This is a genomic window from Maritimibacter sp. 55A14, from assembly GCF_003122205.1.
Lineage (GTDB): Bacteria > Pseudomonadota > Alphaproteobacteria > Rhodobacterales > Rhodobacteraceae > QEYE01.
In genome coordinates this window covers 117626-138721 of sequence record NZ_QEYE01000011.1, presented here as the reverse complement: position 1 = coordinate 138721, position 21096 = coordinate 117626, and the positions used below count along the sequence as shown (strand labels likewise).

Genomic DNA, 21096 nt, shown 5'->3' with positions numbered 1-21096 from the left:
TACCGATGCCCAGCTACACCGCCCCGACCTGTGACATCCAATTCGTCCTGCACGACGTTCTGAACGTGTCCAAGGTCGACATTCCCGGCTACGAGGAGCTGGAGGCCGATTTCACCTCGGCCGTGCTCGAGGAATGCGGCAAGCTCAATGCCGAAGTGCTGGCACCGCTGAACGTGGTCGGCGACACCGAGGGCTGCGTGTTCGAGAACGGTGTGGTGCGCACGCCCAAGGGCTTCAAGGCGGCCTTCGATCAGGTGCGCGAGGGCGGCTGGACCGGCCTTGACCTGCCCGAGGAGTTCGGTGGCCAGAACATGCCTTATGTCATGGGCATCGCGACGCTGGAGATGTTCGCCGCCGCGAACCAGTCCTTCGCCATGTATCAGGGCCTGACCCACGGCGCCGCCTCGGCGATCCTCGTCCACGGCAGCGACCAGCAGAAGGCCACCTATCTGCCGAAGATGGTCAGCTGCGAATGGACCGGAACCATGAACCTGACCGAGCCGCATTGCGGCACCGATCTGGGCCTGATGCGCACCAAGGCGGAACCGCAGGATGATGGCAGCTACCGGCTCACCGGACAGAAGATCTTCATCTCGGCCGGCGAGCATGACCTGGCCGACAACATCATCCACCTTGTGCTGGCGAAAATTCCCGGCGGCCCCGACGGCATCAAGGGCGTGAGCCTCTTCATCGTGCCGAAATTCCTGGTCAGGGACGACGGCACCCCGGGCGAGCGCAACGGCGTGAGCTGCGGCAACATCGAAGAGAAGATGGGCATCCACGGCAACTCCACCTGCGTGATGAACTACGATAGCGCGACCGGTTGGCTGCTCGGCGAGAAACATAAGGGCATGCGGGCCATGTTCACCATGATGAACGAGGCGCGTCTCGGTGTCGGCATGCAGGGCCTCGCACAGGCCGAAGCGGCCTATCAGAACGCGGTTCTCTACGCCAGGGACCGGCTGCAGGGCCGGGCCGTGACCGGCGATGAAAACCCCGACGGTCCCGCCGACCCGATCATCGTGCATCCCGATGTGCGCCGCAATCTGATGGACCAGAAGAGCTTCACCGAAGGCGCGCGTGCCTTCATCCTCTGGGGCGCGATGCTGATCGACCAGTCGCACCGTGCGGGCGACGACGATGCCGAAGGGCTGATCAGCCTGCTGACCCCGGTGATCAAGGGCTTCCTGACCGACAAGGGCTTCGAATGCACCATCGGCGCGCAGCAGGTCTATGGCGGGCACGGCTATATCGAGGAACACGGCATGTCGCAGTTCGCCCGCGACGCCCGGATCGCCATGATCTACGAGGGCGCCAACGGCGTGCAGGCGCTCGATCTGGTGGGCCGCAAGCTCGCACAGGACGGCGGCAAGCACGTCATGGCCTTCTTCGACATGGTCAAGGGCTTCATCAAGGACAACGAGGGCAACACCGCGCTGAAGAACGGCTTCCTCGACCCGCTGAAGGCCGCCTCGAAGGACCTGCAGGCCGCCGGCATGTACTTCATGCAGCAAGGCATGAAGAACCCGAACGCGGCGCTGTCGGGCTCCTACGACTTCATGCATCTCTTCGGCCATGTCTGCCTGGGGCTGATGTGGGCGAGGATGGGCAAGGCGTCGATGGAGGCGCTGGAGGCCCGCGCGGACGACACCGCCTTCCACGAAACCAAGATCGCCACCGGCCGTTACTACATGGCGCGCCAGCTTCCCGCGACGGGCATGCACCTGGCGCGCATCCAATCCGGTGAAGAAACCGTGATGGCCCTCGACGCCGAAGCGTTCTGAGCGCAGCCTTGCAGGAGAAACCGCCCCGCCCGGTCAGAGGCGGCGCGCCACGACAGCGAAGGAGCCGCGCGACATGCCCAAGAGCCTGAGACTGACCCGCCGCTATCCGGCCGCCATGACCGAGGAAGCCCATCGCGTCCTGCGCCGCGTGGCGCGCGACAGCGGTCTCAGCCACGACATGGTGATCACCTTCCTGCTGCAGGAACTCGACCACATCACCGACCGCGACCGTTTCATCCACCGGCTGCGCCTCTTTGCCGCCGAGCATGCGCAGGAGGAGACCTGAGATGACGATCAAGCTCCATTGCTTCGGCGAGAGCGGAAACGCCTACAAGGCCGCGATCACGCTGACGCTGGCGGACCTGGAATGGGAGCCCGTCTTCGTCGATTTCTTCAACGGCGAGACGCGCACCCCCGAGTTTCGCGCCTTGAACCCGATGGGCGAAGTGCCGGTGATGGTCGATGGCGACCTGGTGCTCAGCCAGTCGGGCATGATCCAGGATTACATCACCTCCAAGACCGGCAAGTTCGGCGGCAAGAGCGCCGAGGCGCGGCGCGAGGTGCTCCGCTGGGTGCTCTGGGACAACTCGAAAATGAGCGGCCAGGCCGGGCCGCTGCGTTTCCTGATGAATTTCCTGCCGCCTGAGAAGCGCCCGGCCGAGGCAATCACCTTCCTGTCGGGCCGGGTTCAGGCCGCGCTCAAGGTACTGGAGGGCGAGCTGGCCAAGCGCGAGTGGCTGGCCACCGACGCCCCCACCATCGCCGACCTGGCCTGCTGCGGCTACCTCTACTACCCCGAGCCCTTCGGCTTCGAGCGCGCCGACTGGCCCCATATCGACGCCTGGCTGACGCGAATATCCGAGCTGCCCGGCTGGAAGCACCCTTATGAACTGATGCCCGGCCATCCCAGCGACCGGGCCTGACCGATACACCGACCACTCTCGGAGGAGACCCAAATGACCGACGCCTATATCTACGATGCAGTTCGCAGCCCGCGCGGCAAGGGCCGCAAGGACGGTGCCCTGCACGAAGTGACCAGCCTGCGGCTGTCCGCGGAGGTGCTGAACGCCATCAAGTCGCGCAACAATCTCGACACCAAGGCGGTCGAGGACGTGATCTGGGGCAATGTCACGCAGGTCATGGAACAGGGCGGCTGCCTGGCGCGCTCCGCCGTGCTGGCCTCGGATTTCGACGAGACGGTGCCGGGCCTGTCGATCAACCGCTTCTGCGCCTCCGGGCTCGACGCGGTGAACCTGGCGGCCAACCAGGTCCGCGGCGGCGCGGGAGATGCCTATGTCGCCGGCGGCGTGGAGATGATGAGCCGCGTTCCGATGGGTTCGGACGGGGCGGCGATCGCGGTGGATCCGAGCCTGGCCATGAAAGCCTATTTCGTGCCGCAGGGCATTTCCGCCGACATCATCGCCACCGAATTCGGCTTCTCGCGCGACGATTGCGACGCCTTTGCGGTGGAAAGCCAGAAACGCGCCGCTGCCGCCTGGGAAGATGGCCGGTTCGGCAACTCGGTCATCACCGTGCGTGACCAGAACGGCCTGCCGATCCTCGACCGCGACGAGCATATGCGCCCCGGCACCGACATGCAGGCGCTGGGCGCGCTGAAACCGGCCTTCAAGGATCAGGGCGAGGTGATGCCGGGGTTCGACAAGCTGGCGCTGATGAAATACCCGCATCTGGAAAAGATCGAGCACGTGCATCACGGCGGCAACTCCTCGGGCATCGTGGACGGCGCCGCGGCGCTGCTGATCGGCAGCAAGGCTCTGGGCGAGAAATACGGCCTCAAGCCGCGCGCCCGCATCCGCTCCACCGCCAAGATCGGCACCGATCCCACGATCATGCTGACCGGCCCGGTCCCGGTGACCGAGAAGATCCTGCGCCAGAGCGGCATGAAGATCGGCGACATCGACCTCTTCGAGGTAAACGAGGCGTTCTCCTCGGTCGTGCTGCGCTTCATGCAGGCTTTCGACGTGGATCACGACAAGCTCAACGTGAATGGCGGGGCCATCGCGATGGGCCACCCGCTGGGCGCCACCGGCGCGATGATCATCGGCACCGCGCTCGATGAGCTGGAACGTACCGGCAAGGGCACCGCGCTCGCCACGCTCTGCGTCGCCAGCGGCATGGGTGCGGCCACGATCATCGAGCGCGTGTAAGGGGAGACAGGACCAATGACCGATTTCACGTATGCAAAGGACGCCGACGGCATCGCCACGATCACCTGGGACGTCAAAGGCAAGTCCATGAACGTCATGTCGCTCCAGGGTTTCTCGGATCTGGAGGCGCATATCGACACCGCACTGGCCGATGAGGCGGTAAAGGGCGTGATCATCACTTCCGGCAAGCCCGACAGCTTCGCGGGCGGCATGGACCTGAACGTCATCGCCAAGATGCGCGACGACGCAGGCGACGAGCCGGCGCGCGGGCTCTTCGAGGGCGTGATGAAGATGCACGGCGTGCTGCGCAAGATCGAGCGCGCCGGCATGGACGACAAGAACAAGGGCGGCAAGCCCATCGCCTGCGTGTTGCCGGGCACCGCGTTGGGCATCGGGCTGGAGATCCCGCTCGCCTGCCACCGTATCTTCGCAGCCGACAACCCGAAGGCCAAGATCGGCCTTCCCGAGATCATGGTCGGCATCTTCCCCGGCGCTGGCGGCACCACTCGGCTGGTGCGAAAGATGGGCGCGATGGCGGCCTCGCCCTTCCTGCTGGAAGGTAAGCTGAGCGACCCGAAAAGGGCCAAATCCGCCGGGCTGATCGACGAGGTCTCGGACGACCCGATGGCCGCGGCGCGCGACTGGGTGCTGTCCGCCAAGGACGCCGACATCGTGAAACCCTGGGACGAGAAGGGCTACAAGATGCCCGGCGGCGCGCCCTACCATCCGCAAGGCTTCATGACCTTCGTGGGCGCCTCGGCGATGGTGAACGGCCGCACGCAAGGCGTCTATCCGGCGGCCAAGGCGCTGCTCAGCGCGGTCTATGAAGGCGCGCTGGTGCCCTTCGACACCGCCCTCAAGATCGAGGCGCGCTGGTTCACCAATGTACTGATGAACCCTTCGTCGAGCGCCATGATCCGCTCGCTCTTCATCAACAAGGAGGCGCTGGAGAAAGGCGCGAACCGGCCCGATGTGGCGGACGAGAAGGTCGCCAAGCTGGGCGTTCTGGGCGCGGGCATGATGGGCGCGGGCATCGCGCTGGTCGCCGCGCAGGCCGGTATCGAGGTGGTGCTGATCGACGCCAGGCAGGAGGCCGCGGATCGCGGCAAGTCCTACAGCGCCGACTACATGGACAAGGGCATCAAGCGCGGCAAGGCCACGGCGGAGAAGAAGGAGGCCTTGCTGGCCCGCATCACAGCGACCACCGATTATGCCGCGCTCAAGGGCTGCGACCTGATCGTGGAGGCGGTCTTCGAGGAACCGGGCGTCAAGGCCGAGGTGACGGCGCTGGCCGAGGCGGTCGTGGGCGAGGACTGCACCTTCGCCACCAACACCTCCACCCTGCCGATTTCCGATCTGGCCAAGGCAAGCAAACGGCCGCAGCAATTCATCGGCATCCATTTCTTCTCGCCGGTGGAGAAGATGATGCTCGTGGAGATCATCAAGGGCCGCGAAACCGGCGCGCGGGCGGTGGCCAAGGCGCTCGATTTCGTCCGGCAGATCCGCAAGACGCCGATCGTCGTCAACGACGCGCGCTTCTTCTACGCCAACCGCTGCATCATCCCCTATATCAACGAGGGCATCCGCATGTTGGCCGAGGGCGTCGAACCGGCGCTGGTGGAGAACGCCGCGCGGCGGGTGGGCATGCCGCTGGGGCCGCTGCAACTGGTGGACGAAACATCCATCGACCTGGGCGTCAAGATCGCCAAGGCCACCAGGGCCGCGATGGGCGACGCCTATCCGGATGAAGCCGTGGACGAGGTGCTTTTCTGGATGGCCGACGAGGGGCGGCTGGGCCGCAAGGCGCAGGCGGGCTTCTACAGCTACGACGAGAAAGGCAAGCGACAGGGGCTCTGGACCGGGCTGGCGGAGAAATTCCCGCCGACCGCGCAGCAGCCCGATGTCAAGGATGTGCAGCACCGCCTGCTCTTCGCGCAGGTGCTGGAGGCCGTCCGCGCGCTGGAGGACGGCGTTCTGGAAGACATCCGCGAAGGCGATGTCGGCGCCATCCTGGGCTGGGGCTTCGCGCCCTGGTCTGGCGGGCCGTTCAGCTGGCTCGACATGCTGGGCGCCGAAACGGCCGCGGCGATCTGCGCCGAATTGACCAAGGCCCACGGCGCGCGCTTCACCACCCCCGACCTGCTGCGCGAGATGGCGAAGAGCGGCGACAGCTTCTACGGTCGCTACGGCGAAGGCAAGGCCGCCGCCTGAGCCGGTCGCCGGCCAGATGCTTCAACGCCCGGACGGCCCCCGCCGCCCGGGCGTTTTTCGTCGCCGCGCCCGGCCTCAGCCCGCGAAACGGTATCCGAAGCGCGCGATATCCGGCGCGCAGAGGTCTTCCAGGAAAGCCGCGTCCGCGTCGCTGTAGTAGCCGCGCCAATCGGCGCGCCGGTCCGAGGCATTGATGCGCTCAAGCGGGGTGAGCGCGAAGCCCAGATGCGCCTCGAAGGGCGCAATGTCGCGCTCGAAATGCTCGATCCGGCAGAAAAGATCGCAGCGCTCCGTCCCGTCCGATCCGGTGACGTAGGACGCATAGGGCGCGGCGCGGATCGAGGCTGCGGTATGCCGGTGGCGCAGGAAGGCGGAGAACTCCAGCGACTGCGCCAGCGCCACCGCCTCGTGCTGGAAACGCTGGGCCCGCAGCCAGTGGTAATAGCTCACCATCCGGTCCCAGGGATTGCGCACCAGCATCAGCACGAAGAAGGTGTCGATCTCGGCCGGGCTGACCAGCCCCTCGATATCGGCCAGCCGCGAATGCTTCCGGAGATGCCCCGCGCCTTGCGTGGATTTCAGGCGCTTGCGTCGCCGCACCGCCTTTGGCGTGTCTCCGATCAGGATGTCGTCGGCCTTGGCCCGCCCTTCCAGCGCGAAGGCCAGCGCGGTGCCGCCGGTCTTGGGCGCATGCACGAAGATATAACGCCGCCCGCGTGAGACGATCATGGCTCGACCGCCTGCCGGCCGACGCCGGCATCGTTGCTGCGCAGGCCGATGACAACGCCGGAGACCACGATCAGCGCGATCCCCGCATAGGCCGTGGGCGCCAGCGTCTCGCCCCACAAAGCCCAGGCGAAACCGCCCGCGGAGATCAGGAAGCAGTACTCGAAGACCGCCAGATAGCTCGGCTCGGCCATCTGGTAGCCGCGGGTGAGCAGCCCCAGAGCGACCAGCGATCCCCCGGCCTGCACCGTGGTCCAGAAGAGGAAGGCCGAACTGGGCCAAACCAGCGGGCGGCTGAAGAACGCCTCGCCCGGCTGGGCGAGGATCAGGTTCACGACCACCGCGCCCAGCACCGACCAAAGCGCGAGCCCCCCGAAGAACCCGGCCTGAAGCGTCATCACCGTCTCGTCCGCGCAGCCCCGCCGCGTGACCACGACCGAGATCGCATAGAGCAGCCCCGCGCCCACCGGCAGCAGCGTCAGCGCCGAGAAGGATCCGGCCTCGGGCCGGAGCACCAGAAGCACGCCGGCAAAGCCCAGCCCCACCGCCAGCACCCGCCAGATGCCGACCCGCAGCCCCAGCACAAGGACCGAGATCAGCAGCACGAAAATTGGCGAAGTGAAAAGCCCGGCCGCGACCTCGGCGATCGGCATCATCACAAGCGCCGAGAAGTAGAGCACCATCGCCCCCGATAGGCAGGCCGAGCGCAGCAGGACGGGCCCCCAGGATTTCGGCCGCAGCCGCCAGCCGGCCAGCCGGACGCCCGCCAGCAGAACCGCCGCCACCATCATCGAGCGCGTGAGGTGGAACTGCCAGAGCCCCGCTTCGGCCGCGATCAGGCGCACGAAATTGTCGATCAGCCCCAGAATCGTGACCGCGGCGAGGATATGAGCCGCCGCCAGTACCGGCCGTGTTCCGTCCTGCGCCTTCATCGGCCACCTCCCTTCCCTATTTGCTCTTTTCAAACATCAGCGCCTCGCGCAATATTCTTTCCGCTTTGCGACAAACTTGAACCAAGGGGGGAGAAGCCGATGGGATGGTTGCCGGATGAAGGCGGGCTGGACAAGACGGCGGCGAATTTCGTGCCGCTCACGCCGCTGTCGCATCTCGCCCGGGCGGCCGACGTGTTCCCCGACAGGCCGGCGCTGGTCTATGGCAGCCGCCGCAGCAGCTATGCGGAGTACCACGCGCGGGTCTCGCGGCTGGCCTCAGCGCTTACGGGCATGGGCGTGAAGCCCGGCGATGTGGTCGCGACGCTGCTGCCAAACATCCCCGCCCAGGCGGAGGCGACCTTCGCCGTGCCCGCAACGGGGGCGATCCTGAACACGATCAACACGCGGCTGGAGCCCGACACAGTGGCCTATATCTTCGGGCATGGCGGCGCCTCCGTGGCACTGGTGGACAGCAGCCTGCTGGATATGGCCGAGGCCGCGGTCGCGCTGATGGACGGCCCCGGCCCGCAGATCGTCGAGGTGGCCGACCGCGAGGCGGGCTTTGCGCCCGGCGGACGCCACACCGAGTACGAAGACCTGCTGGCAGGCGGCGACCCGGACTTCGCCTGGGTCATGCCGGAAGACGAATGGGAGAGCCTGGCGCTCAACTACACCTCAGGCACCACCGGGCGGCCCAAGGGTGTCGTCTACTGTCACCGCGGCGCCTATCTGATGACGATGGGCACGGTGGTCTCCTGGCGCATGGTGATCCACCCGGTCTTCCTGACCATCGTGCCGCTCTTCCATTGCAACGGCTGGTGCCACACCTGGATGATGCCGCTGGTGGGCGGCACGGTCGTCTGCTGCCGCGACGTCACTGCCAAAAACATCTACGACGCCATCGCGGACGAGGGCGTGACGCATTTCGGCGGCGCGCCCATCGTGCTCAACGCCGTTGTCAATGCCGCCGACGAGGACCGCCGCGACTTCGGCCATGTCGTCGAGGTCTTCACCGCCGGCGCGCCGCCCCCGGCGGCAACGCTGCGCGCGATCGAACCGCTGGGCTTCTCCGTCACGCAGGTCTACGGGCTGACCGAAACCTACGGCCATGTCACCGAATGCCTGTGGCGGCGCGAGCATTGGGACGGGCTGCCTGACGAGGAACGCTATGCCATCAAGGCGCGCACCGGCGTGTCGATGCCCATGATGGAGGACGTCACCGTACGCGATGCCGACCTCAACCCCGTGCCCCGCGATGGCGAGACGCTGGGCGAGGTTGCGATGCGCGGCAATTGCGTGATGAAAGGCTATTACCGCAACCCCGAAGCCACGGCAGAGGCGTTCCGGGGCGGCTATTTCAACTCCGGCGACATCGCCTACCGGCACGAGGACGGCTATATCAAGATCGCCGACCGCGCCAAGGACATCATCATCTCGGGCGGCGAGAACATCTCCTCCGTCGAGGTGGAGGGCGCGCTGATGCACCACCCGGCGGTGTCGATCTGCGCCGTGGTCGCGAAGCCCGACGAGAAGTGGGGCGAGGTCCCCTGCGCCTTCGTGGAACTGAAGACCGGCAAGACTGCGGATGAGGCCGAACTGATCGCCTTCTGCCGCGAACGGCTCGCCGGGTTCAAGACGCCCAAGAAGATCGTGTTCCGCGAATTGCCCAAGACCTCTACCGGCAAGATCCAGAAATTCGAGTTGCGCAGCATCGCTAGGGATATGTAGCGCGGCCTGCCCGTACGCCGTTGAGCGGGCGCAAGTGCTGCGCTATGATCCCTGCCAGATAACAACATCTGGCAGGAACGGGCGCGAACGGGCAGATGACGGCGCTCAGCGAATATGACCGGCTGGAATGCCAGGGGCTCTGGCGTGCGGCCGGCGGCGCACAGCGGCGCGAGGTGATCGTCGCCTTTGGCGACGCGTCGCTGGTGATCTGCGACCAGAACGCCGTCGCGCTGACGCATTGGTCCCTGCCCGCCGTTAGCCGGCTCAATCCCGGCACACGTCCGGCGCTCTACGCCCCCGGTCCTGAGGACGACGAGACGCTGGAATTGGAAGACACCGCCATGATCCAGGCCATCGAGCGGGTGCGCGGCGCCATCGCCCGCCGCCGGCCGCGGCCGGGGCGGCTGCGGCTCACCGTGCTGGGCCTTTTCGCGGCGGCGATCGCGGCGCTGGCGGTCTTCTGGCTGCCCGATGCGCTGGTGCGGCACACTGCCGGCGTGGTGCCGCCGGCGACGCGCGCGCAGATCGGGCGGCAAGTGCTGGACGAGGTGACGGCGCTGACCGGCAAGCCCTGCCGCACGCGGCTGGGTCTGGCCGCCCTCAAGCGCCTCGAGACACGCCTCGGTCTGGGGGGCGCGCGGCTCGTGGTGCTGCGCGAAGGCGTGCCGGGGAGCGCGCATCTGCCCGGTGGGGTGATCCTGCTCGACGCCGCGCTGGTGGAAGATCACGAGGGGCCGGAAGTTGCTGCGGCCCATGCGGTTCAGGAGGCCATGCGCTACGGCGCGGGCGACCCGCTTGCGCGGCTCCTGCACGAGGCCGGCGCGCTTGCGACGCTGAAACTCCTGACCACCGGCAATCTGCCGCGCGAGGCACTGGCGGCCCATGCCGGCCGGGTGCTGACCGCACCTGCAAAGGCCATAGGCACAACCGCTTTTCTGGACCGGCTGGCCGCCGCCGGTGTGCCCTCGACGCCCTTTGCCTATGCACTGGACGCTACAGGCGAGACGACGCTGGAGATGATCGAGGCCGATCCCTTCCGCGGCAAGACCCCGCCGCGGCTGCTGTCGGACAATGACTGGATCGGCCTTCAGGGCATCTGCGAGCCGTGAGCGCGCGCCTCAGCGCCCGTTTTCGTCCTCGTCGTCATCCTCGTCGTCGTCGCTGCTCTCGGGCAGGTTGAAGAGGGTGTCGGCATCCACATGCCGGGGCTTCTTTTCCTCCTCGTCGTCATCGGAGCCGCCGAGCGTGAATGTCTCCAGCCCCGAGATGCTGGAGGGGATTTTCGGCTCCGACTCCATACCCAGCGACTGCTCGGTGGACACCAGGCGCCGGCGCTCCTCGTCGGACATCAGCGCGCCTTCCTTGGACTTCTTCGCAGCGGCCTTACGCACCGCCTCGTCCAGTTCCACCTGCTTGCACAGGCCCAGCGCCACCGGGTCGATCGGCTGGATGTTGTTGATGTTCCAATGCGTGCGCTCGCGGATCGTCTGGATCGTCGGCTTGGTGGTGCCCACCAGCTTGGAGATCTGCGCGTCGGTCAGTTCGGGATGGAATTTCACCAGCCAAAGGATCGCTGCCGGACGGTCCTGCCGCTTGGAGAGCGGCGTATAGCGCGGCCCGCGCCGCTTCTCTTCGCCCGCGGCGGCGGGGTTGTGCTTGAGCTTGAGCTTGTAGGCCACGTCCTTCTCGCCCCGGTCGATCTCCTCCTGGTCGAGCTGGCTGTTGGCGATGGGATCGAAACCCTTGATCCCGGCCGCCACCTCACCATCGGCGATGCCCTGGACCTCGAGCTCGTGCAGACCGCAGAAATCGGCGATCTGCTTGAAGCTCAGCGTGGTGTTGTCGACCAGCCAGACGGCTGTGGCTTTTGCCATGATCGGATAGGCCATATGCGGGACCCCTTTCTGAAGATACATCGCGTCCGCGCCGGGAAATCGGCTGCACCCTGGGGTGCGTTTCCTCGATTGCGGGGAATTGGCATGTATATAGTCTCGCTTCCACGCGGATGCAAAGGGGGAATCATGCGCGCCTTGATGCTGTTTCTGTTGCTGGCCGCACCGGCCCGCGCCGAGGGCGAAAGGCCCGGCATCTTCGACTATTACGTCATGGCGCTGAGCTGGACGCCTGCCTGGTGCGCCACCGAGGGCGATGCGCGTGGCGCCGACCAGTGCGACGCACGCCACGATCACGGCTTCACCCTGCACGGGCTCTGGCCGCAATTCGAGACCGGCTGGCCCAGCTTCTGCCGCGGCACCGCGCGAAGCCCCTCGCACGAGCAGACCGCCGCGATGGCCGACATCATGGGTTCCGGCGGGCTGGCCTGGCACCAGTGGAAAAAGCACGGCCGCTGCACCGGGTTGACGGCAGAGGCGTATTTCGACCTCTCGCGCCGCGCCTATGGGCGAATCGCCCGGCCCGACATCTTCCGCCGGCTGGAGCGCCCCATCCGCCTGCCCGCCCATGTGGTGGAGGAGGCGTTCCTGGAAGCCAATCCCGGCCTCGCGCCCGACATGGTCACAGTGACCTGCAGATCGGGCCGCATCGCCGAGGTGCGGATCTGCCTGACGCGCGATCTGGAGCCGCGACCCTGCGGCCGCGCCGCGCGACGCGACTGCCGGCAGGGCGACGTGATGATGGAGGTGGTGCGGTAGCCGCGCCGCGCGCCCCCGGCTCACCCCACCTTCAGCACGATCTTGCCGATATGCGCGGAGCTTTCCATCCGCGCATGGGCCTGGGCCGCGTCCTCCAGCGCGTACTCGCTGTCCATCACCGGCGCCACCCGCCCCGCGTCGAGCAGCGGCCAGACCGCGCGCTCAAGCTCCGCCGTGATCCGCGCCTTGGCCAGATCGCTCTGCGGCCGCAGGGTGGAGCCCGTGACCGTCAGCCGCCGCACCATGATCTGGGCGAAGTTCAGGCTGGCCTCGGGACCCGAAAGGAAGGCGATCTGGACCAGACGCCCGTCATCCGCCAGCGCCGCCACGAAATCCTCGTCGCGGTAATTGATCGCGCGCGCCGCGCCGAGCCCGGTACAGGCCGCGCATTTCTCGGCCGTCCCGGCAGTGGCGAAGACCCGAACACCAAAGGCATGGGCAAGCTGGATCGCCGTGGTGCCGATCCCCGACGTGCCGCCATGCAGCAGGAATGTCTCTCCCGCGCGCAAACGGCCGCGCATGAAGACGTTGCTCCAGACCGTGAAAAAGGTCTCGGGCAGCGCCGCCGCGCGGTCCGGCGTCATGGCCTCGGGCAGGCGCAGCGCATGGTCCTGGTGGGTCAGCGCGTATTCGGCATATCCGCCGCCCGGCAGCAGCGCAGTGACCGCGTCGCCCTCCGCCCAGCGGGTGACGCCCGGCCCCACGGCGGCGACCTCGCCCGCGGCCTCAAGCCCTGGCAGGTCCGAGGCCCCCGGCGGCGGATCGTAGGCGCCCGCGCGCTGCAACGCGTCGGGCCGGTTGACGCCGGCATAGGCGACCCGGATCAGGACCTGCCCCGGACCGGGCCGCGGCACGGGCCGCTCGGTGGGCCGCAGCGCCTCGGGCCCGCCCGGCTTGCGGATCTCCACGGCGCGCATCGTCTCGGGCAGGGTCATGGCGGGTTCCTCAGGCGCTATGGGCGTAATCCCAGTAAAGCGCGCGGGCCCGTGCGGCGACCGGGCCGGGTTCCAGAACCCGGTCGTCGAGCCGCGCGACGGGCATGACCTTGGCGATGTTGCCGGTCGCGAAAATTTCGGCGGCGGCGCGGAAATCCTCCACCGTCAGGCTGGCTTCAGTCACCGTGTAGCCCTCCGCGCGCAGCAGTTTGATGACCCGCTGGCGCGTCAGCCCGTTGAGGAACATGCCGTTGGGCACCGGGGTCAGCACCTCACCGTCGCGCACCATGAAGATATTGGTGGAGGCGGTCTCGGCGACATGGCCCTCGATATCCAGCGACAGCGCGTTGTGGAAGCCGCGTGCCCGCGCCTCGGCCATGATGCGCCCGTTATTGGCATAGAGCGACCCGGCCTTGGCCTCGGTCATCGCCATGTCGGGCCGCGGCCGGCAGAAGGGTGAGACTGTCAGCGAATAGTCGCCCGGCTGCGGCATCGGCAGTGTTTCGATGCAAACCGCGAAACCGGTGCTGTCGGGGTCTATGTCGATGATCCCCGGCGTGCCCTCGCGCGACCACATCATCGGCCGCAGGTAGAGTTCGGCGTCCGGATCGAAATGCTTGCAGCCTTCCTCCATCAGCCCGTGCACCGTATCGGCATCGACCGGCGGCACCATCCCCATGGCGCGGGCGGAATTGATGATCCGGGCGCTGTGCAATTCCAGATCGGGACGCACCCGCTCGAACTGCCGGGCGCCGTCGAAGACCTGGCTGCCCAGCCAGGCCACATGGTCCGCCGCCCCGATGATCGGCGCGTTGCCTTCGTGCCACTTGCCCTCGTACCAGGTCCGGATTTCCTTGCCGACCGCCATCTCTTCGCCCTCCCGGCTCTAGCGCCGGGTCCATCCCGGCGCGGTTTCGCGAAAGGATTGATCGGGCGCGGCGACGCGGTCAAGCAGCCTGAGTGGCCCTTTCTCGATGATGCGCCCAAGCGGCGAGTTGAGAAATTTTCCCTTGAATCCTTCGAAGGACATGACGTTTTCTATCCGCCGGTCGAGAAACGCCCAGGTTGCCTCATGGCCGGGCGAATCATCCCCCAGCCAGTAGAGCACCGTCGAGGAATAGACCGCCGCGAGCGACGCGCGCTTCGTGTACCAGTTGTAATCGGTCGACATGTCGCCCAGCGCGGTCCAGATCGCATCCGCCGTGCCCCAGATCGCGCCCGCGCCGTCCGCGGCATGGACCGGCAACGCGAAGAGCGTGGCGCCCCGGCGCACCGCCTCCTTGTCCATCTCCACCGCCTCCAGGCGCAAGCGCACCGCCGCGGCGATCCGGTCGCGGAACCGCATCTGCGAAAGATCGGCCTCCGCCAGCCGGGCAAGCATCCGCGCGTCGCCGCGCCGGTGGAAGGCCAGCGCCAGATCGACCGCGCCGCGCGGACAGGCGGCCCGCGCGAGCGCCGGGTCGAGCCCGGCATCGGCGCGCGCCGCATCGAAACTGGCCTGCCCCCAGCCGTCGAAGGCCACATGCGGCAGCGCCGCGTCGAGAAGCTTCTCGCGCGCCTCCTCAAGGATGTCTCCGGGCTCGGTCTGATCGGTCATGGGGCCTCCGGGTCTGGCGAAACTCTGGGTGCTGGACAAGATAGCGGTCGCTTGCTATACGGCCACCTCCTGCAGTTCATGCAACTCTAACACGGAAAGGTGGTGACACCACATGCAGGTATCGGTTCGCGACAATAACGTCGATCAGGCTTTGCGTGCGCTGAAGAAGAAACTTCAGCGTGAAGGCGTTTTTCGGGAAATGAAGCTCAAGCAGCATTACGAAAAACCCTCCGAGAAGAAGGCACGCCAGCAAGCCGAAGCGATCCGCCGCGCGCGCAAGCTTGCGCGCAAGAAGGCGCAGCGCGAAGGTCTGCTCTGAGGCCCGCCTGACGGCAGCGAACCGGCGGGCGCGCCCGCCGAAAAACACCAGACCCCCGTGGCGCAGGCTTCGGGGGTTTTGCGTTGCCCCCGGCCATTCTTCTTGCTCAAAAATATCCTCGCCGAAGGCATCCATCGCGCGCGCCAGGCGCCGCCGCCGAGGTCAGTTCGCCGCCGCCACCTGGTTGCCCGGCAAGCGGTGGTTGTCGTCGGCATCGGTGTCGAAGACCTTGTAGGTCGTCACGCCGGGCAGTTTCGCGAAATCCGCCATTGTCTTGTGCGGGTGCCAGTAGCCGCCTACGCTCTCGAAACCCGGAAGCTGCGCCAGGATGCGCGTGACCGAAAGCGAGCATTGCATCTTGGGCACCGCGCCATACGCCTCAACCACGGAGATCGCCTGCTGCGCGACCTCCGGGGCGACCTCCACGGTCTGCACCACCGTGTGATAGGTCGTGCGCGAATGGTAATCGAGGTAGAAGTCCAGCATGATCGGACGGATACCGTAGAGCACGTCGTTGCGTTCGGGCACGTTGCGATGCCACCAGGTGCCCGCCGGGTCGAAAATCACCCGCTGCGTGCCGTTGATAAGCAGCGCCGAATGCCCACCGGTGCCGGTGCTGGTGCGGATCATCGTCATGAGCGCGATCGTGGACGGGCCGGGATGGCGGTACATCGCCGCCTGCACGTCCTTGGTGGATGCCCATTTCGGCTCTGCGCAGGCCGCCAGCAGAACCGGGATCGCGAACATCAATGCCGGCAGGATCCGCATCCGTGGGTTTCCGTCCGTCCTGAGGCCCCGGACCGGCCGGGCGCCGGCGCCGCGATCTCAGCTGTTGTAGATAGCCAGGAAGATCAGCACGCCCAGCGCAAACGTGCAGACATAGACGACTGCGCGGACGAAGCCCTCGAAGGTCTTCTCGTGCTCGGTTACGTTCATCGAGCCATGCTTGTGCTCAGCCATGATTTCGTCCTCTTCATCGGGGTGGTTTTGGAACTCGGAAAGGAGATATACCAATCCGACGGGCCTGTCACGGGCAAGAAATGCCGCGCCCGGTCAGTCATCATCCAGGTCTGCGGCGAGGCGGAATCCGATCCGCGCGGGCTCGGGCCGGTCGGCCTGTTTGGGCACCGCGCGCAGCATCACGTTGAGCTGGCTGACATGCTGTACGAGTTGCGTCTTCGCCCCGCTCGCGTCGGAGCCGTAGAAGGTCACGATATCGGGCGCGAAATGCCCCATACCCTCGATCCGCAACACGCCGGCATCGCCGCCGGTGAAGCCCATCGCCACCTCGTGCTCGTTGTCGAGCTGCTCCTCGAACGCCTTGATATAGAGGATCAGCCGCTCATAGGCCCATTCGGCGGGGGATTTCTGCTCCACCGGTTTCCTGGCCACCTTGGAGGGCAGCGGGCGTGTCTCGGCCCCGTCCCCGTCGCAGGGGTCGCAATGGACCGCATGCGCATCGGGCATCGCGCCGTCCGTCTTCGCACTCATGTCAGCCCTCCTTCCGCCGCCAGAGCCAGGCGCCGTCCGCACCGCGTTCGCGCACGGCCTGGCCCGTTTGCAGAAGATGATTCAAATGCGCCACCGATTCAACCAGCGCCAGGCCGTATTCGCCCGCGCGGATCTCGCGCTTGAAGAGCGGTGCGAAACAGTCGGCCGCGCTGCGCGGGCGGTCCAGGTGGTCCAGCAGCCGGGCCAGCGCGCCGTGGTGGTTGTCGATGAGCTGGCGCATCCGCACCGGCAGTCCGGTGAAGGGCAGCTTGTGGCCCGGCAGCACCAGGTGATCCTCCCGCGCCAGAGCCGAAAGGCGCGTGCAGGCTTCCAGCCACTCGGCCACCGGATCGGCCTCCGGCTCAGTCGCATAGACCCCCAGATTGGGCGAGATCGAGGCGATGATCTGATCCCCGGCAATCACCAGCGGCGCATCGCGGCACCAGAAGGTCGCGTGTTCGGGCGCGTGGCCGTTGCCGATATGCACGTCCCAGACGCGCCCGCCCATCGTCACGCTGTCGCCCTGCCGGATACGGCGGAAGCCCAGCGGCATCGGCGCCACGATATCGGCGAAGTTGAAGGGGCGTTCCGCTGCACGCTGCGCGTAGATCTCCGCGTCCATCCCGGCGCTGCGCCAGAAGGCCAGGGTTTCTTGCGCCGGGCGGTCCTGTTCGTCCAGCATCAGCATCCGCGCGAAAAGCCAGGCCGTCCGCGTGGTCCAGAGTTCGGCGCCGAACTCCGACTGCATCCAGCCGGCCAGGCCGATATGGTCGGGGTGGTGATGGGTGGCGATCACCCGCGTCACCGGGCGGCCCTCCAGCGGCCCGGCCATGATCCGGCCCCAGATCTCGCGGCTCCGCCGGCTGGCGAAGCCCGTGTCGATGACGGTCCAGCCATCGTCCTCGCGCAGGGCATAGACATTCACATGATCGAGCGCCATCGGCAGCGGCAGCCGCATCCACAGCACACCCTCGGCCAGTTCCACGGCCGCGCCCTCCGCCGGCGGGGCCTCGACGGGGTAGCGGATCGGGTTCAGCCCGCCATCCATCACGCGGTAAGGTCTTCGAGCGACATGTCGTAGAGCCCGCCCGCGCCTTCGCGCACCGCGGCGCAAAGCCCGACATGTTCGGGTAGCATCCGGCGGATGAAGAAGCCGGCCAGCGCCGCCCGCCGACCCGACCCGCCGTCACCCTCGGCCGCAGCCGCACGCAGATGGTAATGCCCGCCCAGGACCAGCGCGAAGGCCCGCAGATAAGGCACCGCACCGGCGAAACGGTCATTGAGATCGCCTTGCGAGACCAGCCATTCGGTGGTTTCGCGCAGCATCCCAGCCGCCGCAGCCAGCGCCGCGCCGGACGCGCCGCCCGCCGCCTGCGCCGTGGCGTCCACCTCGTTCAGAAGCGCCATAGCCGCCGCGCCGCCATCCATCATCTTGCGCGCCACCAGGTCCATCGCCTGAATGCCGTTCGTACCCTCGTAGATCGCGGTCACGCGCACGTCGCGGCTGAACTGCGCGGCACCGGTCTCCTCGATATAGCCCATGCCGCCATGTACCTGAACGCCGATCGAGGAGACCTCGATCCCGGTATCGGTACCGAACGCCTTGGCGATCGGCGTCAGGAGCGCCGCGCGCGCGGCCTGATCCGCCGCGCCAGTGGCCCGCGCCAGGTCGATCGACACCGCGCAGTCGAGCGCGATGGCGCGTGCCGCGAAGGTCTGGGCCTTCATCGTCATCAGCATGCGGCGCACATCCGCATGGTCGACGATGGTGCCCGCGCCGCCCTCCACCGGGGTCTTGCCCTGCTTGCGCTCGGCGGCATAGGCCAGCGCGTGCTGACAGGCGGCCTCGGCCACGCCGATGCCCTGCACACCCACGCCCAGGCGCGCATTGTTCATCATCGTGAACATCGCCTTCATGCCGCCATGCTCCTCGCCCACCAGCCAGCCGGTGGCGCGGTCGTATTCCATCACCGAGGTGGGCGATCCGTGCAGACCCATCTTGTGTTCCAGCGACACCACCCGAAGCGAATTGGCCGTGCCGGGCTCGCCGTCCTCGGTGGGGATGCGCTTGGGTACCATGAAGAGGCTGATCCCCTTGGTGCCCGGCACCCCGTCGGGCAGCCGCGCCAGCACCAGGTGGCAGACATTCTCGGTAAAGTCGTTGTCGCCCCAACTGATGTAGATTTTCTGGCCCGATATGGCATAGGTGCCGTCGCCATTGGGTACGGCCTTGGTGCGCAGCGCGCCCACGTCCGAACCCGCCTGCGGTTCGGTCAGGTTCATCGTGCCGCACCACGCGCCGGAGGTCATGCGCGGCAGGTAGAGCGCCTTGAGCTCGGCGCTGGCGTGATGTTCCAGGGCCTCGATCTGACCCTGCGTCATCAGCGGGTTGAGCTGAAGGGACAGGCAAGCGCCCGACATCATCTCGTTGACCGCGGTTGTCAGTGCCTGCGGCAAGCCCATGCCGCCGTGCTCAGGGTCCGCGGACATGCCGACCCAACCACCCTCGGCGATGGCGGCATAGCCTTCCGCGAATCCCGGCGAGGTGCGCACGACGCCGTTCTCCAGCTTCGCGGGATGCAGATCGCCATTGCGCTGGAGCGGGGCCAGAACCTCGTCGGCCAGCCGCGCGGCCTCGGTCAGGATCGCGTCGGTCACATCGGCGGAGGCCTCCGCGAAGAGATCGGTCTCAGCGACACGGTCCAGACCCACGACATGATCGAAAATGTACTTGTAGTCCGAAACCGGCGCGCGATACGGCATCTGATCCTCCCGTTCTGGCAATACATCGCATAACAAGCTATGGCATCTGCTGCCAAGACACGGTTTTGAGCGCCGCCCGCCGTCACCGCAACCCGAACGCCACGTCAAAATGACCGCATCCCGCACCCAGACCCTCGCCCCCGACGCCGCCGGACTGGCGCGCGCGGCAGAGCTACTGCGCGCCGGAGAGCTGGTCGCCTTTCCCACCGAAACCGTCTACGGGCTGGGTGGCGATGCGCGCAACGACCGAGCCGTGGCGGCAATCTTCGAGGCCAAGGGGCGGCCCCGGTTCAACCCGCTGATCGTGCATGTGGCCGATACCGACGCCGCGCGCGCGCTGGCCGTGTTCGACGGCGACGCGGAGCGGCTGGCGCAGGCGTTCTGGCCCGGTCCGCTGAGCCTGGTGCTGCGCCTCCGGCCCGAGGCCGGACTGAGCGATCTGGTCACCGCCGGCCAGCCCACCGTGGCGCTGCGCATGCCCGCCCACCCGGTCGCGCGGGATCTCCTGCGCGTTTTCGGCGGGCCGCTCGCGGGGCCGTCCGCCAACCCCGCGGGACGGGTGAGCCCGACCACCGCGGCGCATGTCCTGGCCGGGCTCGATGGCCGGATCGCGGCGGTGGTCGATGGCGGGGCCTGCGAGGTCGGGGTCGAATCGACCATCGTGGCCACCGGTGGCGGCCCGGCCCGTCTGCTGCGTCCCGGCGGGCTCCCGGCGGAGGCGCTGGAGGCGGCGCTGGGCGCGCCGCTGCGCCTCGCTGCCGCCGATCCGGACCGGCCCGAGGCCCCCGGACAGTTGACCTCGCATTACGCGCCCGGCGTGGCGTTGCGGCTTGAAGCCCACGCGGCCCGCCCCGGCGAGTTGCTGCTGGGTTTCGGTCCTGAGGCGCAAGACGCGGCGATCAACCTCTCGCCCGGCGGCGATCTGGTGGAGGCCGCGGCCGGTCTCTTCGCGGCGCTGCGCGAGATCGACGCACGGGCGGCAGCCGAGGGCGTCACATCTGTGGCCGTTTCTCCGATCCCCGATCACGGGCTGGGCCGCGCGATCAACGACCGGCTGCGCCGCGCCGCCGCGCCGCGCCCGGATGCGGCGTCATCGCTGTAGACCAGGCAGGACGATGCGAAAGATTTCGGGCGACGCCTACGCCGTGCCGCCATCGGATGACAGGAAACTGGGGCTGATCCCCATGCTTTCCAGCGCCGCGCCCCATTTCTCGTGATCCGCAAGGCCAAAGACGATATCGGGGCTGGCATCGCAGGTCAGCCAGCCGTTGCGCTGAATCTCGGCCTCGAGTTGGCCCGGACCCCAACCGGCATAGCCCAGCGCCAGAAGGCAGGCGCGCGGCCCCTGCCCCTGCGAGATGTCCTCAAGTATATCGAGCGTCGCGGTCATGCCGAATCGGTCGTCCACCCGCAGGGTCGAGGCGGGGGAGCTGTATTCGTTGGAGTGCAGCACGAATCCCCGGCCATGCTCCACCGGCCCGCCGATATGCACGCGGATTGCCGATGTGTCGCGCCCTGCCGGGATTTCCAGCTGCTCCAGAAGGTCGCTGAAGCGCAGGTCCGGCGCGGGCTTGTTGACGATCAGCCCCATCGCCCCTTCGGCGGAATGGGCGCAGACGAATATGACGCTGCGCTCAAATCGCGGATCGCCCATACCGGGCATCGCGATCAGAAACTGGCCGTCCAGCGTCGGAAATTCGTTTGTCTCGCTCATGACAAAAGGATGGGGCGATGCGACGCGCAGCGCAAGTGCTGCGCGATGGCATCACTCGCAAACATCGCCCAAATGTT

General features: G+C 67.3%; 22 protein-coding genes. 10 read left to right on the top strand and 12 right to left on the bottom strand.

Features of this window, described 5'->3' with window-relative positions:
• Positions 1 to 5 precede the first annotated feature (5 nt).
• From DDZ14_RS11425 to DDZ14_RS11405, 5 genes are all read left to right on the top strand, one after another.
• Complete coding sequence (locus DDZ14_RS11425) at positions 6 to 1784, top strand: acyl-CoA dehydrogenase C-terminal domain-containing protein (RefSeq protein WP_109425103.1); 1779 nt, start codon at positions 6 to 8, stop codon at positions 1782 to 1784.
• 73 nt (positions 1785 to 1857) lie between these two features.
• A complete protein-coding gene (locus tag DDZ14_RS11420; RefSeq protein ID WP_109425102.1) occupies positions 1858 to 2070 on the top strand; it encodes a hypothetical protein in 213 nt (70 codons plus the stop codon).
• 1 nt (position 2071) lies between these two features.
• Positions 2072 to 2707, top strand: coding sequence for a glutathione S-transferase family protein (locus tag DDZ14_RS11415; RefSeq protein WP_109425101.1), 636 nt, complete (start codon positions 2072 to 2074; stop codon positions 2705 to 2707).
• 33 nt (positions 2708 to 2740) lie between these two features.
• Positions 2741 to 3952: an acetyl-CoA C-acetyltransferase gene (locus tag DDZ14_RS11410; RefSeq protein WP_109425100.1), complete on the top strand. Its 1212-nt coding sequence runs from the start codon at positions 2741 to 2743 to the stop codon at positions 3950 to 3952.
• A gap of 15 nt (positions 3953 to 3967) precedes the next feature.
• A complete protein-coding gene (locus DDZ14_RS11405; RefSeq protein WP_109425099.1) occupies positions 3968 to 6163 on the top strand; it encodes a 3-hydroxyacyl-CoA dehydrogenase NAD-binding domain-containing protein in 2196 nt (731 codons plus the stop codon).
• 75 nt (positions 6164 to 6238) lie between these two features.
• On the opposite strand, the gene DDZ14_RS11400 is transcribed toward DDZ14_RS11405, so the two are convergent.
• Together DDZ14_RS11400 and DDZ14_RS11395 are read right to left on the bottom strand one after the other, a co-directional pair.
• The gene (locus tag DDZ14_RS11400; protein ID WP_109425098.1) at positions 6239 to 6892 is read right to left on the bottom strand and encodes a sulfotransferase family 2 domain-containing protein; all 654 of its coding nucleotides are present in this window, start codon (positions 6890 to 6892) and stop codon (positions 6239 to 6241) included.
• Entirely contained in the window at positions 6889 to 7821 is a 933-nt protein-coding gene (locus tag DDZ14_RS11395) for a DMT family transporter (RefSeq protein ID WP_109425097.1), read from the bottom strand. Before DDZ14_RS11395 ends, DDZ14_RS11400 begins: the two co-directional genes overlap by 4 nt.
• A gap of 99 nt (positions 7822 to 7920) precedes the next feature.
• On the opposite strand from DDZ14_RS11395, the gene DDZ14_RS11390 reads away from it, so the two are divergent.
• Positions 7921 to 9549, top strand: coding sequence for an AMP-binding protein (locus DDZ14_RS11390; RefSeq protein WP_109425096.1), 1629 nt, complete (start codon positions 7921 to 7923; stop codon positions 9547 to 9549).
• 95 nt (positions 9550 to 9644) lie between these two features.
• Complete coding sequence (locus DDZ14_RS11385) at positions 9645 to 10658, top strand: hypothetical protein (RefSeq protein WP_109425095.1); 1014 nt, start codon at positions 9645 to 9647, stop codon at positions 10656 to 10658.
• Between the two features lie 9 nt (positions 10659 to 10667).
• Here DDZ14_RS11385 and DDZ14_RS11380 read toward each other — a convergent pair whose 3' ends face one another.
• On the bottom strand, positions 10668 to 11438 hold the full coding sequence (locus tag DDZ14_RS11380) for a DUF1013 domain-containing protein (protein ID WP_109425135.1): 771 nt from the start codon (positions 11436 to 11438) through the stop codon (positions 10668 to 10670).
• A 132-nt stretch (positions 11439 to 11570) separates the two neighbouring features.
• On the opposite strand from DDZ14_RS11380, the gene DDZ14_RS11375 reads away from it, so the two are divergent.
• Complete coding sequence (locus tag DDZ14_RS11375) at positions 11571 to 12200, top strand: ribonuclease T2 (protein ID WP_109425094.1); 630 nt, start codon at positions 11571 to 11573, stop codon at positions 12198 to 12200.
• Positions 12201 to 12220: 20 nt separating this feature from the next.
• Here DDZ14_RS11375 and DDZ14_RS11370 read toward each other — a convergent pair whose 3' ends face one another.
• The 3 genes from DDZ14_RS11370 to DDZ14_RS11360 are packed head-to-tail and all read right to left on the bottom strand — an operon-like array spanning position 12221 to position 14732.
• On the bottom strand, positions 12221 to 13135 hold the full coding sequence (locus tag DDZ14_RS11370) for an NAD(P)H-quinone oxidoreductase (protein ID WP_109425093.1): 915 nt from the start codon (positions 13133 to 13135) through the stop codon (positions 12221 to 12223).
• Positions 13136 to 13145: 10 nt separating this feature from the next.
• A complete protein-coding gene (locus DDZ14_RS11365) occupies positions 13146 to 14003 on the bottom strand; it encodes a branched-chain amino acid aminotransferase (protein ID WP_109425092.1) in 858 nt (285 codons plus the stop codon).
• An 18-nt stretch (positions 14004 to 14021) separates the two neighbouring features.
• Complete coding sequence (locus tag DDZ14_RS11360; protein ID WP_109425091.1) at positions 14022 to 14732, bottom strand: COQ9 family protein; 711 nt, start codon at positions 14730 to 14732, stop codon at positions 14022 to 14024.
• 112 nt (positions 14733 to 14844) lie between these two features.
• On the opposite strand from DDZ14_RS11360, the gene rpsU reads away from it, so the two are divergent.
• A complete protein-coding gene (rpsU, locus tag DDZ14_RS11355; protein WP_109425090.1) occupies positions 14845 to 15051 on the top strand; it encodes a 30S ribosomal protein S21 in 207 nt (68 codons plus the stop codon).
• A 162-nt stretch (positions 15052 to 15213) separates the two neighbouring features.
• Here rpsU and DDZ14_RS11350 read toward each other — a convergent pair whose 3' ends face one another.
• From DDZ14_RS11350 to DDZ14_RS11330, 5 genes are all read right to left on the bottom strand, one after another.
• Positions 15214 to 15819: a hypothetical protein gene (locus DDZ14_RS11350; RefSeq protein WP_233252556.1), complete on the bottom strand. Its 606-nt coding sequence runs from the start codon at positions 15817 to 15819 to the stop codon at positions 15214 to 15216.
• A 57-nt stretch (positions 15820 to 15876) separates the two neighbouring features.
• Entirely contained in the window at positions 15877 to 16011 is a 135-nt protein-coding gene (locus DDZ14_RS11345; RefSeq protein WP_109425133.1) for an aa3-type cytochrome c oxidase subunit IV, read from the bottom strand.
• A 93-nt stretch (positions 16012 to 16104) separates the two neighbouring features.
• On the bottom strand, positions 16105 to 16542 hold the full coding sequence (locus tag DDZ14_RS11340) for a DUF6173 family protein (protein WP_109425089.1): 438 nt from the start codon (positions 16540 to 16542) through the stop codon (positions 16105 to 16107).
• Position 16543: 1 nt separating this feature from the next.
• Entirely contained in the window at positions 16544 to 17590 is a 1047-nt protein-coding gene (locus DDZ14_RS11335; RefSeq protein ID WP_109425088.1) for an MBL fold metallo-hydrolase, read from the bottom strand.
• Positions 17590 to 19305: an acyl-CoA dehydrogenase gene (locus tag DDZ14_RS11330; protein ID WP_109425087.1), complete on the bottom strand. Its 1716-nt coding sequence runs from the start codon at positions 19303 to 19305 to the stop codon at positions 17590 to 17592. The genes DDZ14_RS11335 and DDZ14_RS11330 overlap by 1 nt, the downstream gene beginning before the upstream one ends.
• A gap of 109 nt (positions 19306 to 19414) precedes the next feature.
• On the opposite strand from DDZ14_RS11330, the gene DDZ14_RS11325 reads away from it, so the two are divergent.
• Positions 19415 to 20407, top strand: a complete 993-nt coding sequence (locus tag DDZ14_RS11325; RefSeq protein WP_109425086.1) for an L-threonylcarbamoyladenylate synthase — start codon at positions 19415 to 19417, stop codon at positions 20405 to 20407.
• A gap of 36 nt (positions 20408 to 20443) precedes the next feature.
• Here the strand turns inward: DDZ14_RS11325 and DDZ14_RS11320 are convergent, their stop codons facing one another.
• A complete protein-coding gene (locus tag DDZ14_RS11320; RefSeq protein WP_109425085.1) occupies positions 20444 to 21019 on the bottom strand; it encodes a YqgE/AlgH family protein in 576 nt (191 codons plus the stop codon).
• Positions 21020 to 21096: the final 77 nt, after the last annotated feature.